Annotated in this window: 17 protein-coding genes and 1 pseudogene; 11 read left to right on the top strand and 7 right to left on the bottom strand. The window is 59.5% G+C overall.

What is annotated here, in order from left to right; translation table 11 throughout:
* Positions 1 to 303: 303 nt before the first annotated feature.
* Positions 304 to 681 (bottom strand): hypothetical protein, encoded by a 378-nt coding sequence (locus ACIP8I_RS19580; RefSeq protein WP_007969330.1) that lies wholly within the window; start codon positions 679 to 681, stop codon positions 304 to 306.
* Positions 682 to 877: 196 nt separating this feature from the next.
* On the opposite strand from ACIP8I_RS19580, the gene ACIP8I_RS19575 reads away from it, so the two are divergent.
* The 3 genes from ACIP8I_RS19575 (at position 878) to def (ending at position 2,724) form a co-directional block, all read left to right on the top strand.
* Positions 878 to 1,069, top strand: a complete 192-nt coding sequence (locus ACIP8I_RS19575; protein WP_003227408.1) for a CsbD family protein — start codon at positions 878 to 880, stop codon at positions 1,067 to 1,069.
* A 162-nt stretch (positions 1,070 to 1,231) separates the two neighbouring features.
* Positions 1,232 to 2,182, top strand: a complete 951-nt coding sequence (locus tag ACIP8I_RS19570; RefSeq protein WP_007969331.1) for a YihY/virulence factor BrkB family protein — start codon at positions 1,232 to 1,234, stop codon at positions 2,180 to 2,182.
* Between the two features lie 2 nt (positions 2,183 to 2,184).
* Positions 2,185 to 2,724, top strand: a complete 540-nt coding sequence (gene def, locus ACIP8I_RS19565; protein WP_108589054.1) for a peptide deformylase — start codon at positions 2,185 to 2,187, stop codon at positions 2,722 to 2,724.
* Positions 2,725 to 2,805: 81 nt separating this feature from the next.
* Here the strand turns inward: def and ACIP8I_RS19560 are convergent, their stop codons facing one another.
* The gene (locus ACIP8I_RS19560) at positions 2,806 to 3,213 is read right to left on the bottom strand and encodes a GNAT family N-acetyltransferase (RefSeq protein ID WP_400763147.1); all 408 of its coding nucleotides are present in this window, start codon (positions 3,211 to 3,213) and stop codon (positions 2,806 to 2,808) included.
* Between the two features lie 324 nt (positions 3,214 to 3,537).
* Between ACIP8I_RS19560 and ACIP8I_RS19555 the strand changes: the two genes are divergently transcribed.
* The 4 genes from ACIP8I_RS19555 (at position 3,538) to ACIP8I_RS19540 (ending at position 7,155) form a co-directional block, all read left to right on the top strand.
* The gene (locus ACIP8I_RS19555; protein WP_400763145.1) at positions 3,538 to 4,479 is read left to right on the top strand and encodes a fatty acid desaturase; all 942 of its coding nucleotides are present in this window, start codon (positions 3,538 to 3,540) and stop codon (positions 4,477 to 4,479) included.
* Between the two features lie 155 nt (positions 4,480 to 4,634).
* The gene (locus tag ACIP8I_RS19550) at positions 4,635 to 5,423 is read left to right on the top strand and encodes a phosphate/phosphite/phosphonate ABC transporter substrate-binding protein (protein WP_400763143.1); all 789 of its coding nucleotides are present in this window, start codon (positions 4,635 to 4,637) and stop codon (positions 5,421 to 5,423) included.
* Positions 5,424 to 5,617: 194 nt separating this feature from the next.
* Positions 5,618 to 6,145 carry a sigma-70 family RNA polymerase sigma factor gene (locus ACIP8I_RS19545; RefSeq protein ID WP_400763141.1) on the top strand — a complete coding sequence of 176 codons (528 nt, stop codon included), beginning with the start codon at positions 5,618 to 5,620 and terminating at the stop codon, positions 6,143 to 6,145.
* The gene (locus tag ACIP8I_RS19540; protein WP_400763139.1) at positions 6,142 to 7,155 is read left to right on the top strand and encodes an ABC transporter substrate-binding protein; all 1,014 of its coding nucleotides are present in this window, start codon (positions 6,142 to 6,144) and stop codon (positions 7,153 to 7,155) included. The genes ACIP8I_RS19545 and ACIP8I_RS19540 overlap by 4 nt, the downstream gene beginning before the upstream one ends.
* A 115-nt stretch (positions 7,156 to 7,270) precedes the next feature.
* Here the strand turns inward: ACIP8I_RS19540 and gstA are convergent, their stop codons facing one another.
* Positions 7,271 to 7,864 carry a glutathione transferase GstA gene (gene gstA / locus ACIP8I_RS19535; RefSeq protein WP_400763137.1) on the bottom strand — a complete coding sequence of 198 codons (594 nt, stop codon included), beginning with the start codon at positions 7,862 to 7,864 and terminating at the stop codon, positions 7,271 to 7,273.
* A 99-nt stretch (positions 7,865 to 7,963) separates the two neighbouring features.
* Between gstA and ACIP8I_RS19530 the strand changes: the two genes are divergently transcribed.
* The 3 genes and pseudogenes from ACIP8I_RS19530 (at position 7,964) to ACIP8I_RS19520 (ending at position 10,582) form a co-directional block, all read left to right on the top strand.
* On the top strand, positions 7,964 to 8,854 hold the full coding sequence (locus tag ACIP8I_RS19530; RefSeq protein WP_400763135.1) for a LysR family transcriptional regulator: 891 nt from the start codon (positions 7,964 to 7,966) through the stop codon (positions 8,852 to 8,854).
* Between the two features lie 408 nt (positions 8,855 to 9,262).
* Positions 9,263 to 10,039 (top strand): annotated as a pseudogene (locus ACIP8I_RS19525) (PAS domain-containing protein); the annotation flags it as partial.
* A gap of 3 nt (positions 10,040 to 10,042) precedes the next feature.
* Positions 10,043 to 10,582 carry a methyl-accepting chemotaxis protein gene (locus tag ACIP8I_RS19520; RefSeq protein ID WP_256214240.1) on the top strand — a complete coding sequence of 180 codons (540 nt, stop codon included), beginning with the start codon at positions 10,043 to 10,045 and terminating at the stop codon, positions 10,580 to 10,582.
* Positions 10,583 to 10,688: 106 nt separating this feature from the next.
* Here the strand turns inward: ACIP8I_RS19520 and ACIP8I_RS19515 are convergent, their stop codons facing one another.
* The 3 genes from ACIP8I_RS19515 to ACIP8I_RS19505 all read right to left on the bottom strand — a co-directional run bounded on the left by ACIP8I_RS19515 (position 10,689) and on the right by ACIP8I_RS19505 (position 13,396).
* Entirely contained in the window at positions 10,689 to 11,249 is a 561-nt protein-coding gene (locus ACIP8I_RS19515; protein WP_108589285.1) for a hypothetical protein, read from the bottom strand.
* Positions 11,250 to 11,405: 156 nt separating this feature from the next.
* Positions 11,406 to 12,830: an MFS transporter gene (locus ACIP8I_RS19510; RefSeq protein WP_400763133.1), complete on the bottom strand. Its 1,425-nt coding sequence runs from the start codon at positions 12,828 to 12,830 to the stop codon at positions 11,406 to 11,408.
* Between the two features lie 125 nt (positions 12,831 to 12,955).
* Positions 12,956 to 13,396 carry a PACE efflux transporter gene (locus tag ACIP8I_RS19505; RefSeq protein ID WP_400763131.1) on the bottom strand — a complete coding sequence of 147 codons (441 nt, stop codon included), beginning with the start codon at positions 13,394 to 13,396 and terminating at the stop codon, positions 12,956 to 12,958.
* A 122-nt stretch (positions 13,397 to 13,518) separates the two neighbouring features.
* Between ACIP8I_RS19505 and ACIP8I_RS19500 the strand changes: the two genes are divergently transcribed.
* Entirely contained in the window at positions 13,519 to 14,397 is an 879-nt protein-coding gene (locus tag ACIP8I_RS19500) for a LysR family transcriptional regulator (protein WP_400763129.1), read from the top strand.
* A gap of 6 nt (positions 14,398 to 14,403) precedes the next feature.
* Here the strand turns inward: ACIP8I_RS19500 and ACIP8I_RS19495 are convergent, their stop codons facing one another.
* Positions 14,404 to 15,204, bottom strand: coding sequence for a hypothetical protein (locus tag ACIP8I_RS19495; RefSeq protein WP_400763127.1), 801 nt, complete (start codon positions 15,202 to 15,204; stop codon positions 14,404 to 14,406).
* Between the last annotated feature and the right edge of the window lie 51 nt (positions 15,205 to 15,255).

Raw genomic sequence — 15,255 nt, 5'->3', positions numbered from 1 at the left:
GCAATCTTGATCTACAACCAGGAACGCCCGCACCTATCCTTGAAATACAAAACGCCCGATGCGGTGCATCGGGCGTTAGGGTGAAACAGGTGTAACCCTATTTCAGGACTAGACACGGCGTTCTTCAATCCTGTGGCGAGGGAGCTTGTCGAGTCGTCGCACCGTCCCGCTCGGCTGCGCAGCAGTCGTAAATCCGGTGAATGTGGTGTGTCAGGACTCAACTGATACGGGGTTATGGGGCTGCTTCGCAGCCCAGCGGGAGCAAGCTCCCTCGCCACAGAGTCCAGTTGCCACGAGGAATTGTTACTGCCGGAACGGCGCGAAGTTCACGTTGGTCCCCGCCGGGCGCATGTCCTGCAGATACGAATCCTTGTCCGCACTCAATTCCAGGCTCAACGCCGCCTTGCGCTTGCCTTCGTTGCGAATCACCAGGCCTTCGAGCTTCTCCCGCAGGAACACGGTCGGCACTTTCAGGTGCAGCAGTTCGTCGGTGGCCGGGGTGTGCATCAGCAGGTGAATCCACTCGTACTGACCGACCGCCAGGCGCGTCACTGGCAGGTCGAACCACCAGATGTTGCGGTTGCGGTTCAGTTCGGCGAAGTGGCAGTTGTTGGTGCCGAGCACGGCGCCGCCCAGTTCCTGGTTGCGACGGGCAATGGCCTGCTTTTTATCGAGTTTCATAACATTCCTGCGGGATCTGATCGTTGGCGCACGGCGCCCATAGGTGCGCATTCTCGGGGCTTGCGGGGCAAACATAAAGCCCAACCTGCATGGCACGACGAAATGAACGGCAAAAATAAATGAAACTCGTGGCAAACCCGCCCGGTCAATCATTACGTACTGACTTTTCCCCTTCAATGCACCAAGGAGAAACACCATGAGTAGCACAGGCGATAAAGTAAAAGGCATGGCCAACGAAGCTGTCGGCAACGTCAAGCAAGGCGTCGGTAAAGCCACCGACAACACCAAGCTGCAAGCCGAAGGCAAGGTTCAAGAGAAAAAAGGCGAAGCCCAGCAAGCAGTCGGCAAAGCCAAAGACGCCATCAAGAAAGGTGTCGACAAGGCGTAATCCCGCCTTGAACGAAACACACGAGCGGCCATCCAGGGATGGCCGTTCTTGTGTCAAAAGCTTGCGCGCGCCACCAAGGGTCGCCAAGTAGACTACCGTGATGTAAAAACCGCCCCTGAGTCGCCACGACTTCAACCTGTAATGCGGCGAAAGGAGACGCGAATGATTTTTCCGGACATGAAAGGTCTGCCACTGCACCGGGTGATGGTGCGCACGGTGACTGAATTCGTCGACGACGAGATGTCGACCTATGCCTCGGCACTGGCCTACCAGATGCTGTTCTCGCTGTTCCCGTTCATTCTGTTTTTGATCGCGCTGATCGGTTTCCTGCACCTGCCGGACTTCTTCACCTGGCTGCGCCTGCAGTCGGAACTGGTATTGCCGCCACAGGCGCTGGAGCAGGTCAACCCGGTGATCGATCAGTTGCAGCAGTCCAAGGGCGGCTTGCTCTCCATCGGTATCGTCATCGCCCTGTACACCGCGTCTGCCGGCGTACGATTGATGATGAGCGCGATGAACGCCGCGTATGACGTGGTCGAAGGCCGGCCGATCTGGAAGCGCTTCCCGCTGTCGATTTTCTACACCGTCGGCATCGCCGGCATGTTGCTGGTAGCCGCCGCGCTGATGGTGCTCGGGCCGCAGGTGATGGGCTGGATTGCCGCGCAGGTGGGTCTGGAAGATTTCATTGTGACGGTGTGGACGATTGCGCGCTGGCCGGTGATCGTGATTCTGATGATGGTCGCCGTGGCCCTGATCTACTACGTGATGCCCGACGTCAAACAGGAATTCCGTTTCATCACGCCCGGTTCGGTGCTGGCGGTGGTGGTGTGGATCGTTGCCTCATTGGGCTTTGCGTTCTACGTCAAAACCTTCGCCAACTACAACGCGATGTATGGCAGCATCGGAGCGATCATCGTGCTGTTGCTGTATTTCTATATTTCCGCCGCCGTGCTGTTGCTCGGGGCCGAGATGAACGCGGTGATCGAGCACATGTCCAGCGAGGGCAAGGACGAGGGCGAGAAAGTCCCCGGCGAACTCGATGAACATCCCAAACAACACGTTTCGGGGCTTGGCCGCGACCAGTCGCTGAAACCGAACACTGACGAAGTCTGATCATGATCCGTGAAATTCTGAAAATGGGCGATGAACGCCTGCTGCGCATCGCCCCGCCAGTACCGCCGGAAATGTTCGACAGCCCCGAGCTGTGGCAACTGATCGATGACATGTTCCAGACCATGGAAAGCGTCGGTGGCGTCGGCCTCGCCGCGCCACAGATCGGCGTCGACCTGCAACTGGTGATCTTCGGTTTCGAGCACAGCGAACGCTACCCGGACGCCGAAGCGGTGCCGCAGACGATCCTGATCAATCCGCTGATCACGCCGTTGAATACGCTGACCGAAGAGGGTTTCGAAGGCTGTTTGTCGGTGCCTGGCCTGCGCGGCGCGGTGGATCGGTATCAGCAGATTCGCTACGAAGGCTTTGATCCCAAGGGCGAGCCGATCGTGCGCGTGGCGTCGGGTTTTCATGCGCGGGTGGTGCAGCATGAGTGCGATCATCTGATTGGCCGCCTGTACCCGTCGCGGATTACCGATTTCAGCAAATTCGGCTTTACCGAAGTGATGTTCCCGGATCTCGATCCCAGCGCAGACGATTAAGCAAAATCAAAAGATCGCAGCCTGCGGCAGCTCCTACACCGATCCCTGTAGGAGCTGCCGCAGGCTGCGATCTTTTGATCTTCAAACAAGCCCCATCGCAATCATCGGCTTGCTCCGCGCATACCGGCTCAACCGTTCGGCCAGCGCATAGGGCAGGGCGGGGTCAAAGCTGAAACCGCGTCGCTCGTAAAACCCGCGCAAATCCGGATGGCAGAACAGCCACACCGGTTCCTGCAGATCCTTCACCGCCGCCGCGATCAACTGCGCGGCGATCCCTTGCTCACGGCAACCCGGTTCGACAAACAACCCGGTCAACCAGTGCCCGCCCGCCACCGGCCGCAGGCACAGCGCGGCGACGATGTCCTCGCGACGAGCCACCCACAACTGCGCATCGCGCACCGCCTTCATCGACGATTGGTGGCTACGGTAAAACTTGTTCATCAACGGCCACAAAGGCTCGTCGAGCAGGACATACTGGGTATCGGGCATGGGATCGGACTGGCGGCGGGCAAAGCGTCGATTATAAAAGAACGGGCAACGCAGGATAGGTGTATACCTGAGCCTACATCCCTGTGAGTGGAGTACGCATCATGTCCAAAGGTATGGATTCAAAGAAAGCCGCGAAGAAGAAACCGGCCAAGACCGCCATTGAAAAGCGTGCGGAGAAGAAAGCCAAGAAAGTCGATATTTTCGGTCATTGATCACGTTCTCCGGGAGCCCGGATCTCGGGCTCCCGTTTCAGTGCAAAAATAATCTGCAAGATTGCCCGGCCTCGTTGCACAGAAGGGGAAGATTCCCGTTCCGAGCCACGCCATGCCGAATTACTTCGACGCCGACCATCGCCAGCAGATCGAAACCCTGCGCCAGCGCTTCACCGCCCGCACCGAGTGGCCGACGTGGCTGCTGCTGATCGGCGTATATGGCGGCTGGTTCGCAATCATCCTCAACAGCCACTGGCTCGGTCGCGGCTTGAGCACATTGCTGCTGATTCCGCTGTTGGTGCTGTGGCTGTCGGTGCAGCATGAATTGCTGCATGGGCATCCGACCCGCTCGGTGCTGTTCAACAAACTCCTTGGCTACGCTCCCTTCGCGGTGTGGTACCCGTACACCTTGTACCGAGACAGCCATCTGTTGCATCACCGCGATGAAGACCTGACCGTGCCCGGCGTCGATCCGGAGAGCCGTTATCTGACAGCGGCGCGCTGGCAGGGCAGTTCACTGTTCGAGCGAGGCTTGCACTGGCTGAACAAAACCGTGTTCGGGCGTTTCATCATTGGTGCGCCGCTGGGATTGATCGCGTTGGCCGCGGAAGAACTGCAACGCCTGAAAAACCGTGAGCGTCAGGCCTGGTCGATGTGGCTGACCCACGGTGCGCTCACCGTGTTGATGCTGTGGTTCATCGCCCGCTACAGCGTATTGCCGGTGTGGCATTACCTGCTGCTGATCAGCGTGCCGGCGCTGTCGATCGCGATGATTCGCTCCTACTATGAACACCGCCCGCACGCTCAACCGGAGCAGCGCACCGTGCTCAACGAAGCCGGCTGGCCGTGGCGCTGGCTGTTTCTGAATCTGAATTTTCATCTTGTGCATCACGACCTGCCGGGGCTGGCGTGGTACGACTTGCCGGCGGCCTACCGGATGCGCCGCGAGCAATGGGTGGCGCGCAGTGGCGGATTTGTGGTGCAGGGTTATGGGCAGTTGTGGCGGCAGCACGGCTTCAGGCCGATTGACAGTCCGCAGCATCCTTACCACTAACCTCAAAAACACCACAAAACCCCTGTGGGAGCGAGCTTGCTCGCGAAGGCGGTAGAACAGTGACATGTCTGGTGTCTGACACACCGCTTTCGCGAGCAAGTCGAATCGTCGCACCGCCGCTCCCACAGGGGTAAGTATTTGCAGGGAAATAACGTATGACCCAACACCACCTCGAACTGCTGATGTACACCGCCCCCGAGCCCATTCGCGCGGCCAACGAACGCTGGATCGCCCGCATCCTCGAACACCTCGGCCATTCCCGCCTCAACGCCGCAAGCCTGTCGCTCCCTGAACTCTGGTTATCCCCGGATCTGCTGCTGACCCAAACCTGCGGCTATCCGCTGATGACCTTGCTGCGCGATCAGGTACGCATCGTCGGGCGTCCGCGCTACGAACTGCCCGACGCCAGCGCCGGCAATCATTGCAGCCTGATTCTCAGCCGTGCTGACGATGCGCGCAAAACCCTGGCGGACTTTCGCGGCAGTCGCGGAGTGATCAACAGTGAAGACTCCAACAGCGGCATGAACCTGTTGCGCCAGCGTCTGGCGCCATTGCACCGCGGGCAGTTCTTCGCCATGGTCGGCATCAGTGGCGCACACCGCGAAAGTCTGCGCTGGCTGCGTGAAGCGCGCGCCGATCTGGCAGCGATCGACAGCGTGACTTATGCCTATCTCGCTCAGCATGCGCCGCAAGAAGTCAGCGGTTTGCGGGTGGTGGCGCGCAGTGCGTTCAGCCCGACGTTGCCGTTTATCACGGTTGCGACTGCCACTGATGAGCAGATCGAACAGCTGCGCCGGGTTATGAATCAGGCGTTGGGTGAGTTGCCGGATGTGGCGCAGATCCTTGGTTTGCCTGAAGTGTTGCCCGCCAGTGATAGCGACTATCAGATTCTGCTCGACTACCGGCGTGAGGCTGAAGAGTTGGGTTATGGCCGCTTGCGTTGAAAGATCGCAGCCTTCGGCAGCTCCTACAGGTTGCATTCCAATGTAGGAGCTGCCGAAGGCTGCGATCTTTTGCTTTTATATCTCTAAAAAGAATATAAAAATGAAATATAAATATTATTAATGCATAAGGCGCCTTGCTACGATCGCGCCACCGGATCACCGGACATTCAGCGACCCCTTACCCAGGAGCCCCTATGTCCGGCGCCGACACCGTTCACCGCAATCATCTCGACGCACTGTTCCGCGCCCACTACCGCTGGCTGTGCACTTACCTGCGCCGGCAATTGCACGACGCCGAAAGCGCGGAAGACATCGCTGCCGAAACCTTCGCGCAATTGCTCCAGGCGCCCAGTGTCACGGCGATCCGTGAACCCCGCGCCATGCTCACCACGATTGCCCAACGCCTGCTCTATCAGCGCTGGCGCCGGGCGGATCTGGAGCGCCGGCATGCGCAGCAGGTCGACATCGATGCTGCCACTTCGCCTGAAGACCTCGCACAACTGAGTCAGACCCTCAAACGCCTCGACCACAGCCTGCAACGCCTGCCCGGCAAGGTCCGTTCGACCTTCCTGCTGGCGCGGATCGATGGCCTGACCTACCCGCAAATCGCCGCCGAACTGGGCATCTCCCAGCGTTCGGTCAGCGTTTATATGAGCCGTTCCCAGGCCCTGTGCGATCGCCACAGCGCCAACCAAATCCTGACAGACAAGAGGTCCGCATGAGATCGATCAAAACCCTACTCGGCCGTTCGTTGCTGGCGCTGAGCCTGAGCGTCGGCGTTGTTTCGGCGGCGGAAAAAAACGCGCCGATCCACTTCGGTGACATCACCTGGGAAAGCGGCAGCTTCATCACCGAAGTGCTGCACCTGATCGTCGAGAAAGGTTATGGCTACCCGACCGATACGCTGCCGGGCAGCACCGTCAGCCTGGAAGCGGCGCTGGCGAAAAACGATATTCAGGTGATCGGCGAGGAATGGGCCGGGCGCAGTCCGGCGTGGGTCAAGGCGGCCAATGAAGGCAAGGTGTTCGGCCTCGGCGACACGGTCAAAGGCGCGACCGAGGGCTGGTGGGTGCCGGAATACGTGATCAAGGGTGACCCCGAGCGCGGTATCAAACCATTGGCCCCGGAGCTGAAATCGGTCGCCGACCTGCCGCGCTACAAGGACGTATTCCGCGACCCGGAAGACCCGAGCCGTGGGCGTTTCCTCAACAGCCCGACCGGCTGGACCTCGGAGATCGTCAACAGCCAGAAGCTCAAGGCGTATGCGCTGACCGACAGCTACGTCAACTTCCGCACCGGCTCCGGCGCGGCGCTGGATGCCGAGGTGGCGTCGTCGATCAAACGCGGCAAACCGGTGCTGTTCTACTACTGGTCGCCGACGCCGCTGCTCGGGCGCTTCAAACTGGTGAAGCTCGAAGAGCCGCCGTTCGATGCCGAAGCCTGGAAGACCCTGGCCGATGCCAACAACCCGAATCCCAAGGGCACCCGCTCGATGCCGGCGAGCCTGGCGATAGGCGTGTCGGCGCCGTTCAAGGCGCAGTATCCGGAGTTGGTGACGTTCTTCGAGAAAGTCGATTTGCCGATTGATCTGCTGAACCAGACGCTGGCCGGAATGAGCGAAAAACGCCAGCCACCGCGGCAGGTTGCCGAAGCGTTTTTGCGTGATCAGCCGCAGGTGTGGCAGGCGTGGGTGCCAGGGGAGGTGGCGAGCAGGGTGAGCGGGAGTCTCTAGGGATTTTGCGTTGAATGTCCGATAGCTATCGCCAGCAGGCTGGCTCCTACAGGGGATTTGTGCACGCCACAGATCCAATGTGGGAGCCAGCCTGCTGGCGATTGGTTTTTCCGACTTACGCCGCTTCCGCCGCCAACGCCGCCACCACGGTCGGCCGCTGCTCAATCCGCGCCTGAAACCGCGCCAGCGCCGGCCACTGCGCCAAATCAATGTCAAACAACCCGGCCCAACGCAACACCACAAACAACAATGCGTCTGCCACGCTGAAGCCGTTCGGCAACAGATACTCCTGCTGCTCCAGCACTGCGACCAACACCGTAAAACGCCTGAACAACTTCTCCTTGATCACCTCGGCCGGCAGCCGCTCATCGAACAGCGCGCCGAGGCCGCCGTGGATCTCGCTGGAAATGAAATTCAGCCACTCCTGCAGACGCAGGCGTTCGAAACTGCCGGGTGCCGGCGCCAGCCCTGACTGTGGTTGCAGGTCCGCCAGATATTGCAGGATCACCGGACCTTCGGTCAGCACCGCGCCGTTGTCCAGTTGCAGGGCCGCGACATAGCCCTTGAGATTGATCGCCAAGAAGTCTTCACCGCTGGCGGTGCGCTTGCTGCGGTTGTCGACGCGGATCAGCACGAAGGGCAGCTTCAGTTCGCGCAGCACAATGTGCGGCGCCAGCGAACAGGCTTGCGGGGCGAAATACAGCTTCATCGGCAGCTCTCTGGTGAGGATTTGGCGCCAGTGTCATAGTGCGCCGCCCCCTCGGTAAAATTAATCTTTCAGAAAGCAGCCATAAGGACAGCTACTGGCATGATGAACCTGATGCATTGGCGGCTGGTGGTCGCCGTGGCCGATCACGGCAACATCACCCGCGCGGCCGAGCGGGTCGGCATGACCCAGTCCGGGGCGAGCCAGGCCCTGGCGCTGATGGAAGAAACCCTCGGCGTGCAACTGTTCAGCCGCGAAAGCCGACAGACATTGCCCACCGCCATCGGCCTGCCGGTGATCGAGCAGGCGCGGCTGATGCTCAGTGCGCTGCAGACCATTCGCCAGACCGTCGACAACGTACGCCCGATGCTGCGCGGGACGATTCGTCTGGCGAGTTTTCCGATGGTGCTGGCGAGTTTTCTGCCGCCGCTGCTGCGGCAATTCAATCGTCTGTATCCGGGCATCGAAGTGGTGGCGCTGGAGGTCAGCGACGACGAGGTGGAAACCCTGCTCGCGGCCGGTCTGGTGGATGTCGGCGTGGTGCTCAACCCGGCGCCTGAGCGCAATGCCGGGCCATTGGGTCGTGATGAATGGGTGGCGGTCGTGCCGGCAGGACATCCGCTGGCGCTGCGAGGCAGTGAGCAGGGTGTCAGTCTGCATGAACTGACGGCGCTGCCCTTTGTGCTGGCCACCGGCGGTTGCTCGACCAACGCCCGCAGCCTCGCCGCCGAAGCCGGATTGCAGTTGCAGGATGTGCGGGTCGAGGTGCGCGAATGGAGCAGCGCCTTCACTCTGGTGCGGGAAAACCTCGGCGTGACCCTGGTGCCGGAAATGACCTTGCCGGCCGAGCGTCAGGGCTTGCGGGTGATTGCCCTGCAGCCACGTATCGAACGGGTGTTTTCGCTGGTGCTGCCTGCGGGGCAGACGCCGTCGGCGGCGGTGCAGGCCTTGCTGGATCTGCTGGCGGATACGGCGGTCGCTGCCACTCGCTGAACCGTTTCTTGTGCAAAAAGTGCCAGATACTGGCCGACTAGTGGCCTTGCGCAAGGCTTCGCGCTGGCTATGCTGAGCTGTAACTAACTATGTCGACCGTCATCAGTCAGCCGTGATTTCAACGCTGCCAGAGTGCGCATTCAAAGGCACCGGACACTGAACCAACAAGGAGCCTGTTTTACATGGAAGTTCTTCTGCACGTTAGGGCTGGCCCGCTCGCGGGCTATCAAGAGAAGGATGTCTTGATTAGAGCGTCGCTGCATGGACTCTTTGATTAAACGTCATTTATCACCTGACAACTTCCTCCTGTGGAGGAATGCGTGTGCCTGTTCTGTGGAACGTAGTGGTGGATTCTGAAAGACCTGAACTTTCATCAAATCAAAAGACCGCGCGGAAGGTGATACAACCATGTTCAACCTACATCACAAGGCTGACCTGCAGCAGATCGAGCGTTTCAGCTGCGCCTTGACCGAAGCCAACGCCAAGCTGGAGGCGATCAGCCGTTCGATGGCGATGATCGAATTCACCCCCGAAGGCATTGTTCTGGATGCCAACGAAAACTTCTGCAAGGCCATGGGCTACAGCGCCGAGGAAGTGCGCGGCAAACATCACCGGGTGTTTTGCGAGGAAGCGTTCTACCGCAGCGAGGAATACGCCAGATTGTGGCGCGACCTGGCCCGTGGTGAGCCGATCAGCGGCACGTTTCTGCGCTTGAACAAGTCCGGCAAGGAGATTTGGCTCGAAGCCAGTTACATGCCGGTTTATGGTCCGGACAAACAAGTCAAAAGTGTGATCAAAGTGGCGGCGGACATCACCGCTCGGGTCAACAAAGAGCACGAAGAAGAAAGCATGCTCGCGGCAATCAGCCGTTCGATGGCGGTGATCGAGTTCACGCCCGAAGGCAACGTGATTACCGCCAACGACAACTTTCTGAAAACCATGCAGTACTCGCTCAACGAAATCGTCGGTCACCACCACAGCATGTTCTGTCACCGTTCCGAATCCGAATCGGCGCAGTACAAGGCGTTCTGGGCGTCGCTCAATCGCGGCGAATATCACTCGCACCGTTTCGAACGCAAGAACAAGTCCGGGCAGATGGTTTATCTCGAAGCCTCGTACAACCCGCTGTTCGACACCAAGGGCCGGTTGTACAAGGTGGTCAAGTTCGCCAGCGACATCACCAGCCAGATGACGACGCTGCAAAACGCCGCGGAATCGGCCCACAGCACCTCGGTCCAAAACGACGCCTGCGCGCAAAAAGGCTCACAGGTCGTGCAGCAAACGGTGCAGATCATTCAGGACATTTCCCGCGACCTCAACGAAGCGGCGCTGAGCATCGATGCGGTCAGCAAGCAATCGGACATCATCGGCACCATCGTCCAGACCATCCGCGGCATCGCCGATCAGACCAACCTGCTGGCGCTCAACGCCGCCATCGAAGCGGCCCGGGCCGGTGAGCACGGACGCGGCTTTGCCGTGGTCGCGGACGAGGTGCGCAGTCTCGCGGCGCGTACCAGTCAGGCGACGCTTGAGATTGTCGAAGTGGTGCGCAAAAACCATGACCTGTCGCTGAGCGCGGTGTCGAGCATGCAGTCGAGCCTGAGCCGCACCGGGCTGGGTGTGGAACTGGCGAACGAGGCAGGGGAGGTGATTCTGGAGATTCAGCAGGGATCACGGCATGTGGTGGATGCGATCGGGCAGTTCAATGCGACGTTGCAACTGAACTAGTAGTTACGCCAAACCCCTGTAGGAGCTGCGGCACGCTGCGATCTTTTGATTTGTTTTTTAAGATCAAAAGATCGCAGCGTGCCGCAGCTCCTACATGGGTTTGCAGTCAAAGCGCCGCGAGAAACTTGTCCGCCAGCTTGTCGCTGTCCTTGACGTCATTGACGTTCTCTTTGTCCGCCTGCGCCAGTTTCATCTTGTCCTGCAAGCGCTCGGCAATCTCTTTGCCGATGGCCAGTTGTTTCTCCGGCGGCATGGCTTTGATGTCGTCTTCGGTGATGCCCATGCTCTGAAGGATACTGTCGCGCAGACGTTGTTCCGGCGACTTGCTCATGTAGTCCTTGAACGCGTCGGTGGCCGAGGTGCCGGTGGTGCTGCCGGCAGCCGTGGCATCGGTGGTTTGCAGACCCACGCGGGTCTTGGCGAAGGCCTCGTCGACGTTATCGCTGATGCGCGCTGCGGCGGCCACTTGCTGGGTGGCGATCTGCGTGGCCGAATCCTCGACCTTTGAGGTTGCATCGGTGGCTTGCGACTGAGCCTGGTTCTGCAGCGATTGCAGCATGGCGCCGTGCAGGCCGCTTTGCAGACCGGCAGCGGCGGTCGTGGTCGCGTCATCCACTGGCCGCTTGGGCAAGTGAACGAGTTGCTGCTGTTTGGCACTGACCAACATCATGATGGAGACCTTTGGATAATTGCTGACGGGCCTGACGCAGCAATTACCGTGCCTTTGCGAAGAACCACATGATTTCAACCGGTTATGCGACTTGTGCGCCGAGCAAAGCGGTCATCCCTTGCCGTCAGGCGGCAGAGGATGACCGCGTGACGGTCAGCGATGGGCAATGTTTTCCAGTGCCAGGTTGCGTGTGCGCGGGCCGAACCAGCCGATGGTCAGCATCACGATCAACATGCTGCTGACAATGAACGCCAACACCCCGGGCGTGCCGAAGTTATCGAGGAACAGCCCGATCAACAAGCTGCTGAACACCGTCGACAAACGGCTGAACGAATAGCAGAAACCCACCGCCCGCGCACGGATGTTGGTCGGGAACAGTTCGCTCTGGTACGAGTGATAACTGAAGCTCAGCCAGGCGTTGCAGAAGGTGATCATCACCCCGCAAAAGATCAGGCCGAAGGCGCTGGTCTGCAGCGCGAACAAGGTGCCGAATGTCATGGCGCCGAGGGCCGAGCCGACGATCTGCCATTTGTTCTCGAAACGGTTGGCGAACTTGACGAACAGCAACGGCCCGAGCGGGTAGGCGAGGGTGATGATGAACGCGTACATCAGGCTGTGAGTGACGCTCACGCCTTGGCCCGATAGAAGCGCCGGCAACCAATTGCCGAAGCCGAAGAAACCGATCGCCTGGAACACGTGGAAGACGATCAGCATCAGCGCCCGACGGCGATACGGTGGCTGCCAGATATCGGCGAAGCGGCCCTTGCCCTCGACATCCACAGGCACCGCTTCCGGGGCGTCCAGCGGTTGACGGTGATCCTTCTCGCAGCGGGCTTCGATGTCGTCGAGAATCCTGTTCGCCTCATCGAAACGCCCGTGCTGCGCCAGCCAGCGCGGCGACTCTGGCAGGCGCTTGCGCAGCCACCAGATGAACAGCGCAAACACCGCGCTCGCCAGCACCACCCAACGCCAGCCGGACACACCGAACGGCGCCTGCGGCACCAGCCACCACGACATCAGCGCCACCGCCGGCACCGACAGAAACTGCACGAAAAAGGCGAAGGCAAACGCCGAACTGCGCATGCGTTTGGGCACCAGTTCCGATAGGTAGGCGTCGATGGTTACCAGCTCGATGCCCAGCCCGATCCCCACCAGAAAACGCATGCAAATAATCCCCAGCGCCGAGCTTTGAATCCCCATCAACACCGTGGCGACCGTGTACCAGACCAGCGCGAAGGTGAAGATCGCGCGGCGGCCGAAACGATCGGCCAATGGGCTGAGCAGGCTGGCGCCGAGGAACAGACCCAGAAAGGTCGCCGAAGCGAACGCCGCCTGATCGGAAAAGCCGAACACGCCCTGATTGCCGGTGGCGAAGATCCCGTCACGGATCAGCCCTGGGCTGATGTAGGCGGTCTGGAACAAATCGTAGAGTTCGAAGAAACCGCCAATCGACAACAGCGCCACCAGCCGCCAGATGGTGGCGACGGCGGGGAGGCGGTCGATGCGGGCGGAAATCTCGGCGGCGCGTATCGGATCGATGCCGTCGCGTTGCGCGGCGGCGGGGGCGTGAGCAGTCATCGGCGGATCCATTTTTTATTGATGGAAAAGCTTAGCCTGCTATCAGAGTTGATGGATTGTGAATATCGGCGGTTTGCCCCGGAATACCGCCGATTTCTTGCAATAACTACTTACCAATTAACGATTTATGCCGCAGCGGCGGAATCGGGCAACGCCGAAGCCGGCAAGCCGAAGATGCGATCGAACAGCCAGTTGAAGGCAAACGTGTAGCACGGGATGAAGATGATCAGCGCCAGATCCAGCAGGAACGCCTGCACCAGACTGATGTTCATCCACCAGGCAATCAGCGGAATCAGGAACACGATCAGCGTCAGTTGAAAACCCACCGCGTGGGCGACGCGCCGTTTGACCGTGCGGGTGCGCGACTTCTGACGGCTTTCCCAGTGCTCGAACAGCGAGGTGTAGATGAAATTCCAGGTCACCGCGATAGTGGTGATGATCACCGCCAATGGGCCGGTGCTGCCGGGCGAGGTGCCGGACAACAGCGCCAGACCGAGGGCGGAGAAAGTCATGCCGATCACTTCGTAGAGCGACACATAGACCAGTTTGCGTTTGACGCCTTGCATGGAAATTTTGCCTCTGTCTTGAACTCGATGGCCAGAGGGACTGGCGAAGGCGGCAAAAGATAGCTTCAATAGGCGTGACAGAAAAAGTCAGTAGCTTTCAGTTTTGGTGACAGGTAGGTGAAGTGAATTTCAATAGTGACAGCATCGAACTGTTCCTTGCGGTGATTGATCGTGGCTCGTTCTCCGCAGCTGCCCGCGCTTTGGGGCGGGTGCCTTCGGCGGTCAGCATGGGCATCGGCAATTTGGAAGCGGAGCTTGGCTATGCCTTGTTCGACCGCAGCCACCGCGAACCGCAGCCGACGGCCATGGCGCTGTCACTGGTGCCCCACGCGCGGCTGATCGCCGAGCAGCTCAAGCAATTGCAGGTGCATGCGGTGGAGTTGTCCCTGGGGCTGGAGAGCAAGCTGTCGATTGGCGTGGTCGCCGACATCGAGCGTCGGCGTTTGCTCGCCGCGATCAAGGTGATTGCCGAGCGTCATCCGCTGCTCGACATCGAAGTGCTGACCGCGCCGCAGGACGACGTGCTGGCGATGCTGCACAGCGGCCGCGTCAGCGTGTGTCTGGCGTTCGCCGGGTTGAGCATGAACGTGCTGGAGCGTTTTCAGTTTGTCGGCAGCGAACGGATGATCGCCACACTTGCGGCGGACAGTCCGTTGTTGCAGGGGCAGGATCTGTTTCTCGAAGACCTGGTGCATGTGCGGCAGATCTTCGTCGCCAGCCGCGACTTGCCGATCAGCGAAACCCGGCCACTGGTGGCCGAATCGCACTGGCGCACCGACACGCTGGAGACGGCGCTGGAGATGGTCGAGGCGGGGTTGGGCTGGGGCAATTTCCCGTTGTCGGTGGTGCAGCCGTTGCTCGATACGGGGAGACTCAAGCGTTTGAGTTTCCGTAATATCGAGAACGGCCTGGTATTACCTGTGCATGCCGTCTGGCTCAAGAGCCAGCCGCTGCAAAAGGGCGCGGCAGCATTTGTACAACTGCTGAGTCAGCACCAATAGCGCGGATCAAGGCTTTTTCAGCAGGTAATTATCCTGCAGCGTATTGAGCACTTGATTGAAGCTGACCGCATTGCGTCCCAGCTTGGCCATGCGCTCTTCGGGCAAGTAGCTGAACTTTACGTAGAGCAACTTGCCGGACGCTTTCTGTACCTCACTGAGTTTGTCGATGCCAGCCTGAAGACCGGTAAGAGTGCCGGGAATGCTCGCGATGTCGCGCCATGCGCCACCACCGGGAATGAAGTTGGTCAGTTGCATGACGATATCTGTCACAGCATCGCCCAAGGGGAACAAGCCGGAGAAACGGCTTTGTGGCGTAAAGGGCGCGATGCCCATATAAATGTCGGGAAGTTGACTGATGCGATTCTCGATCTGACGGTCTTTGTGTTTGATCAGGAACTCGATGAGTTGTGTCGAAGTGCCGATCAATACCAATGACTGTACACCGGCACCGGTGTCGGTAAACAGATAGTTATTGTTGCTGCCGGCAATGGCTTTCTTCAGTTCGCCGCGATCGAGAATCACGCTGTAGTTGCTACCGGCTTTGACGATGGGGGCTGGTGCGCGCCACAGGCCTGCGGGTTCGGCCAGTGCGGTTGTGGAGAATCCGGCGAGCAGCAAGCTGCTGCCAACCAATGCGATCAGGTGTTTTATTGTGGTGTACATGATTCTTCCTTGAATGAGTTCAAACGCGACTTCGAAATCTGGAAGTGCGTGCAAGGAATCTATAGAGCAAGCTGCGTTAACGAAAGTCGCAATTGATTGCAGCGTGTAAGTTGTATAAAGGCAAGTTGTGGAAGTTTCAAACAAGAGGCGGCCTTTAATGGCTTTATATAAAAGGCCGCCATATTGCGGGGGAAC

The sequence above is a fragment of the Pseudomonas sp. NPDC088414 genome (assembly GCF_044753325.1).
Classification (GTDB): domain Bacteria; phylum Pseudomonadota; class Gammaproteobacteria; order Pseudomonadales; family Pseudomonadaceae; genus Aquipseudomonas.
Note: the sequence above shows the minus strand (reverse complement) of the source record. Positions and strands in the feature narration are given on the sequence as shown.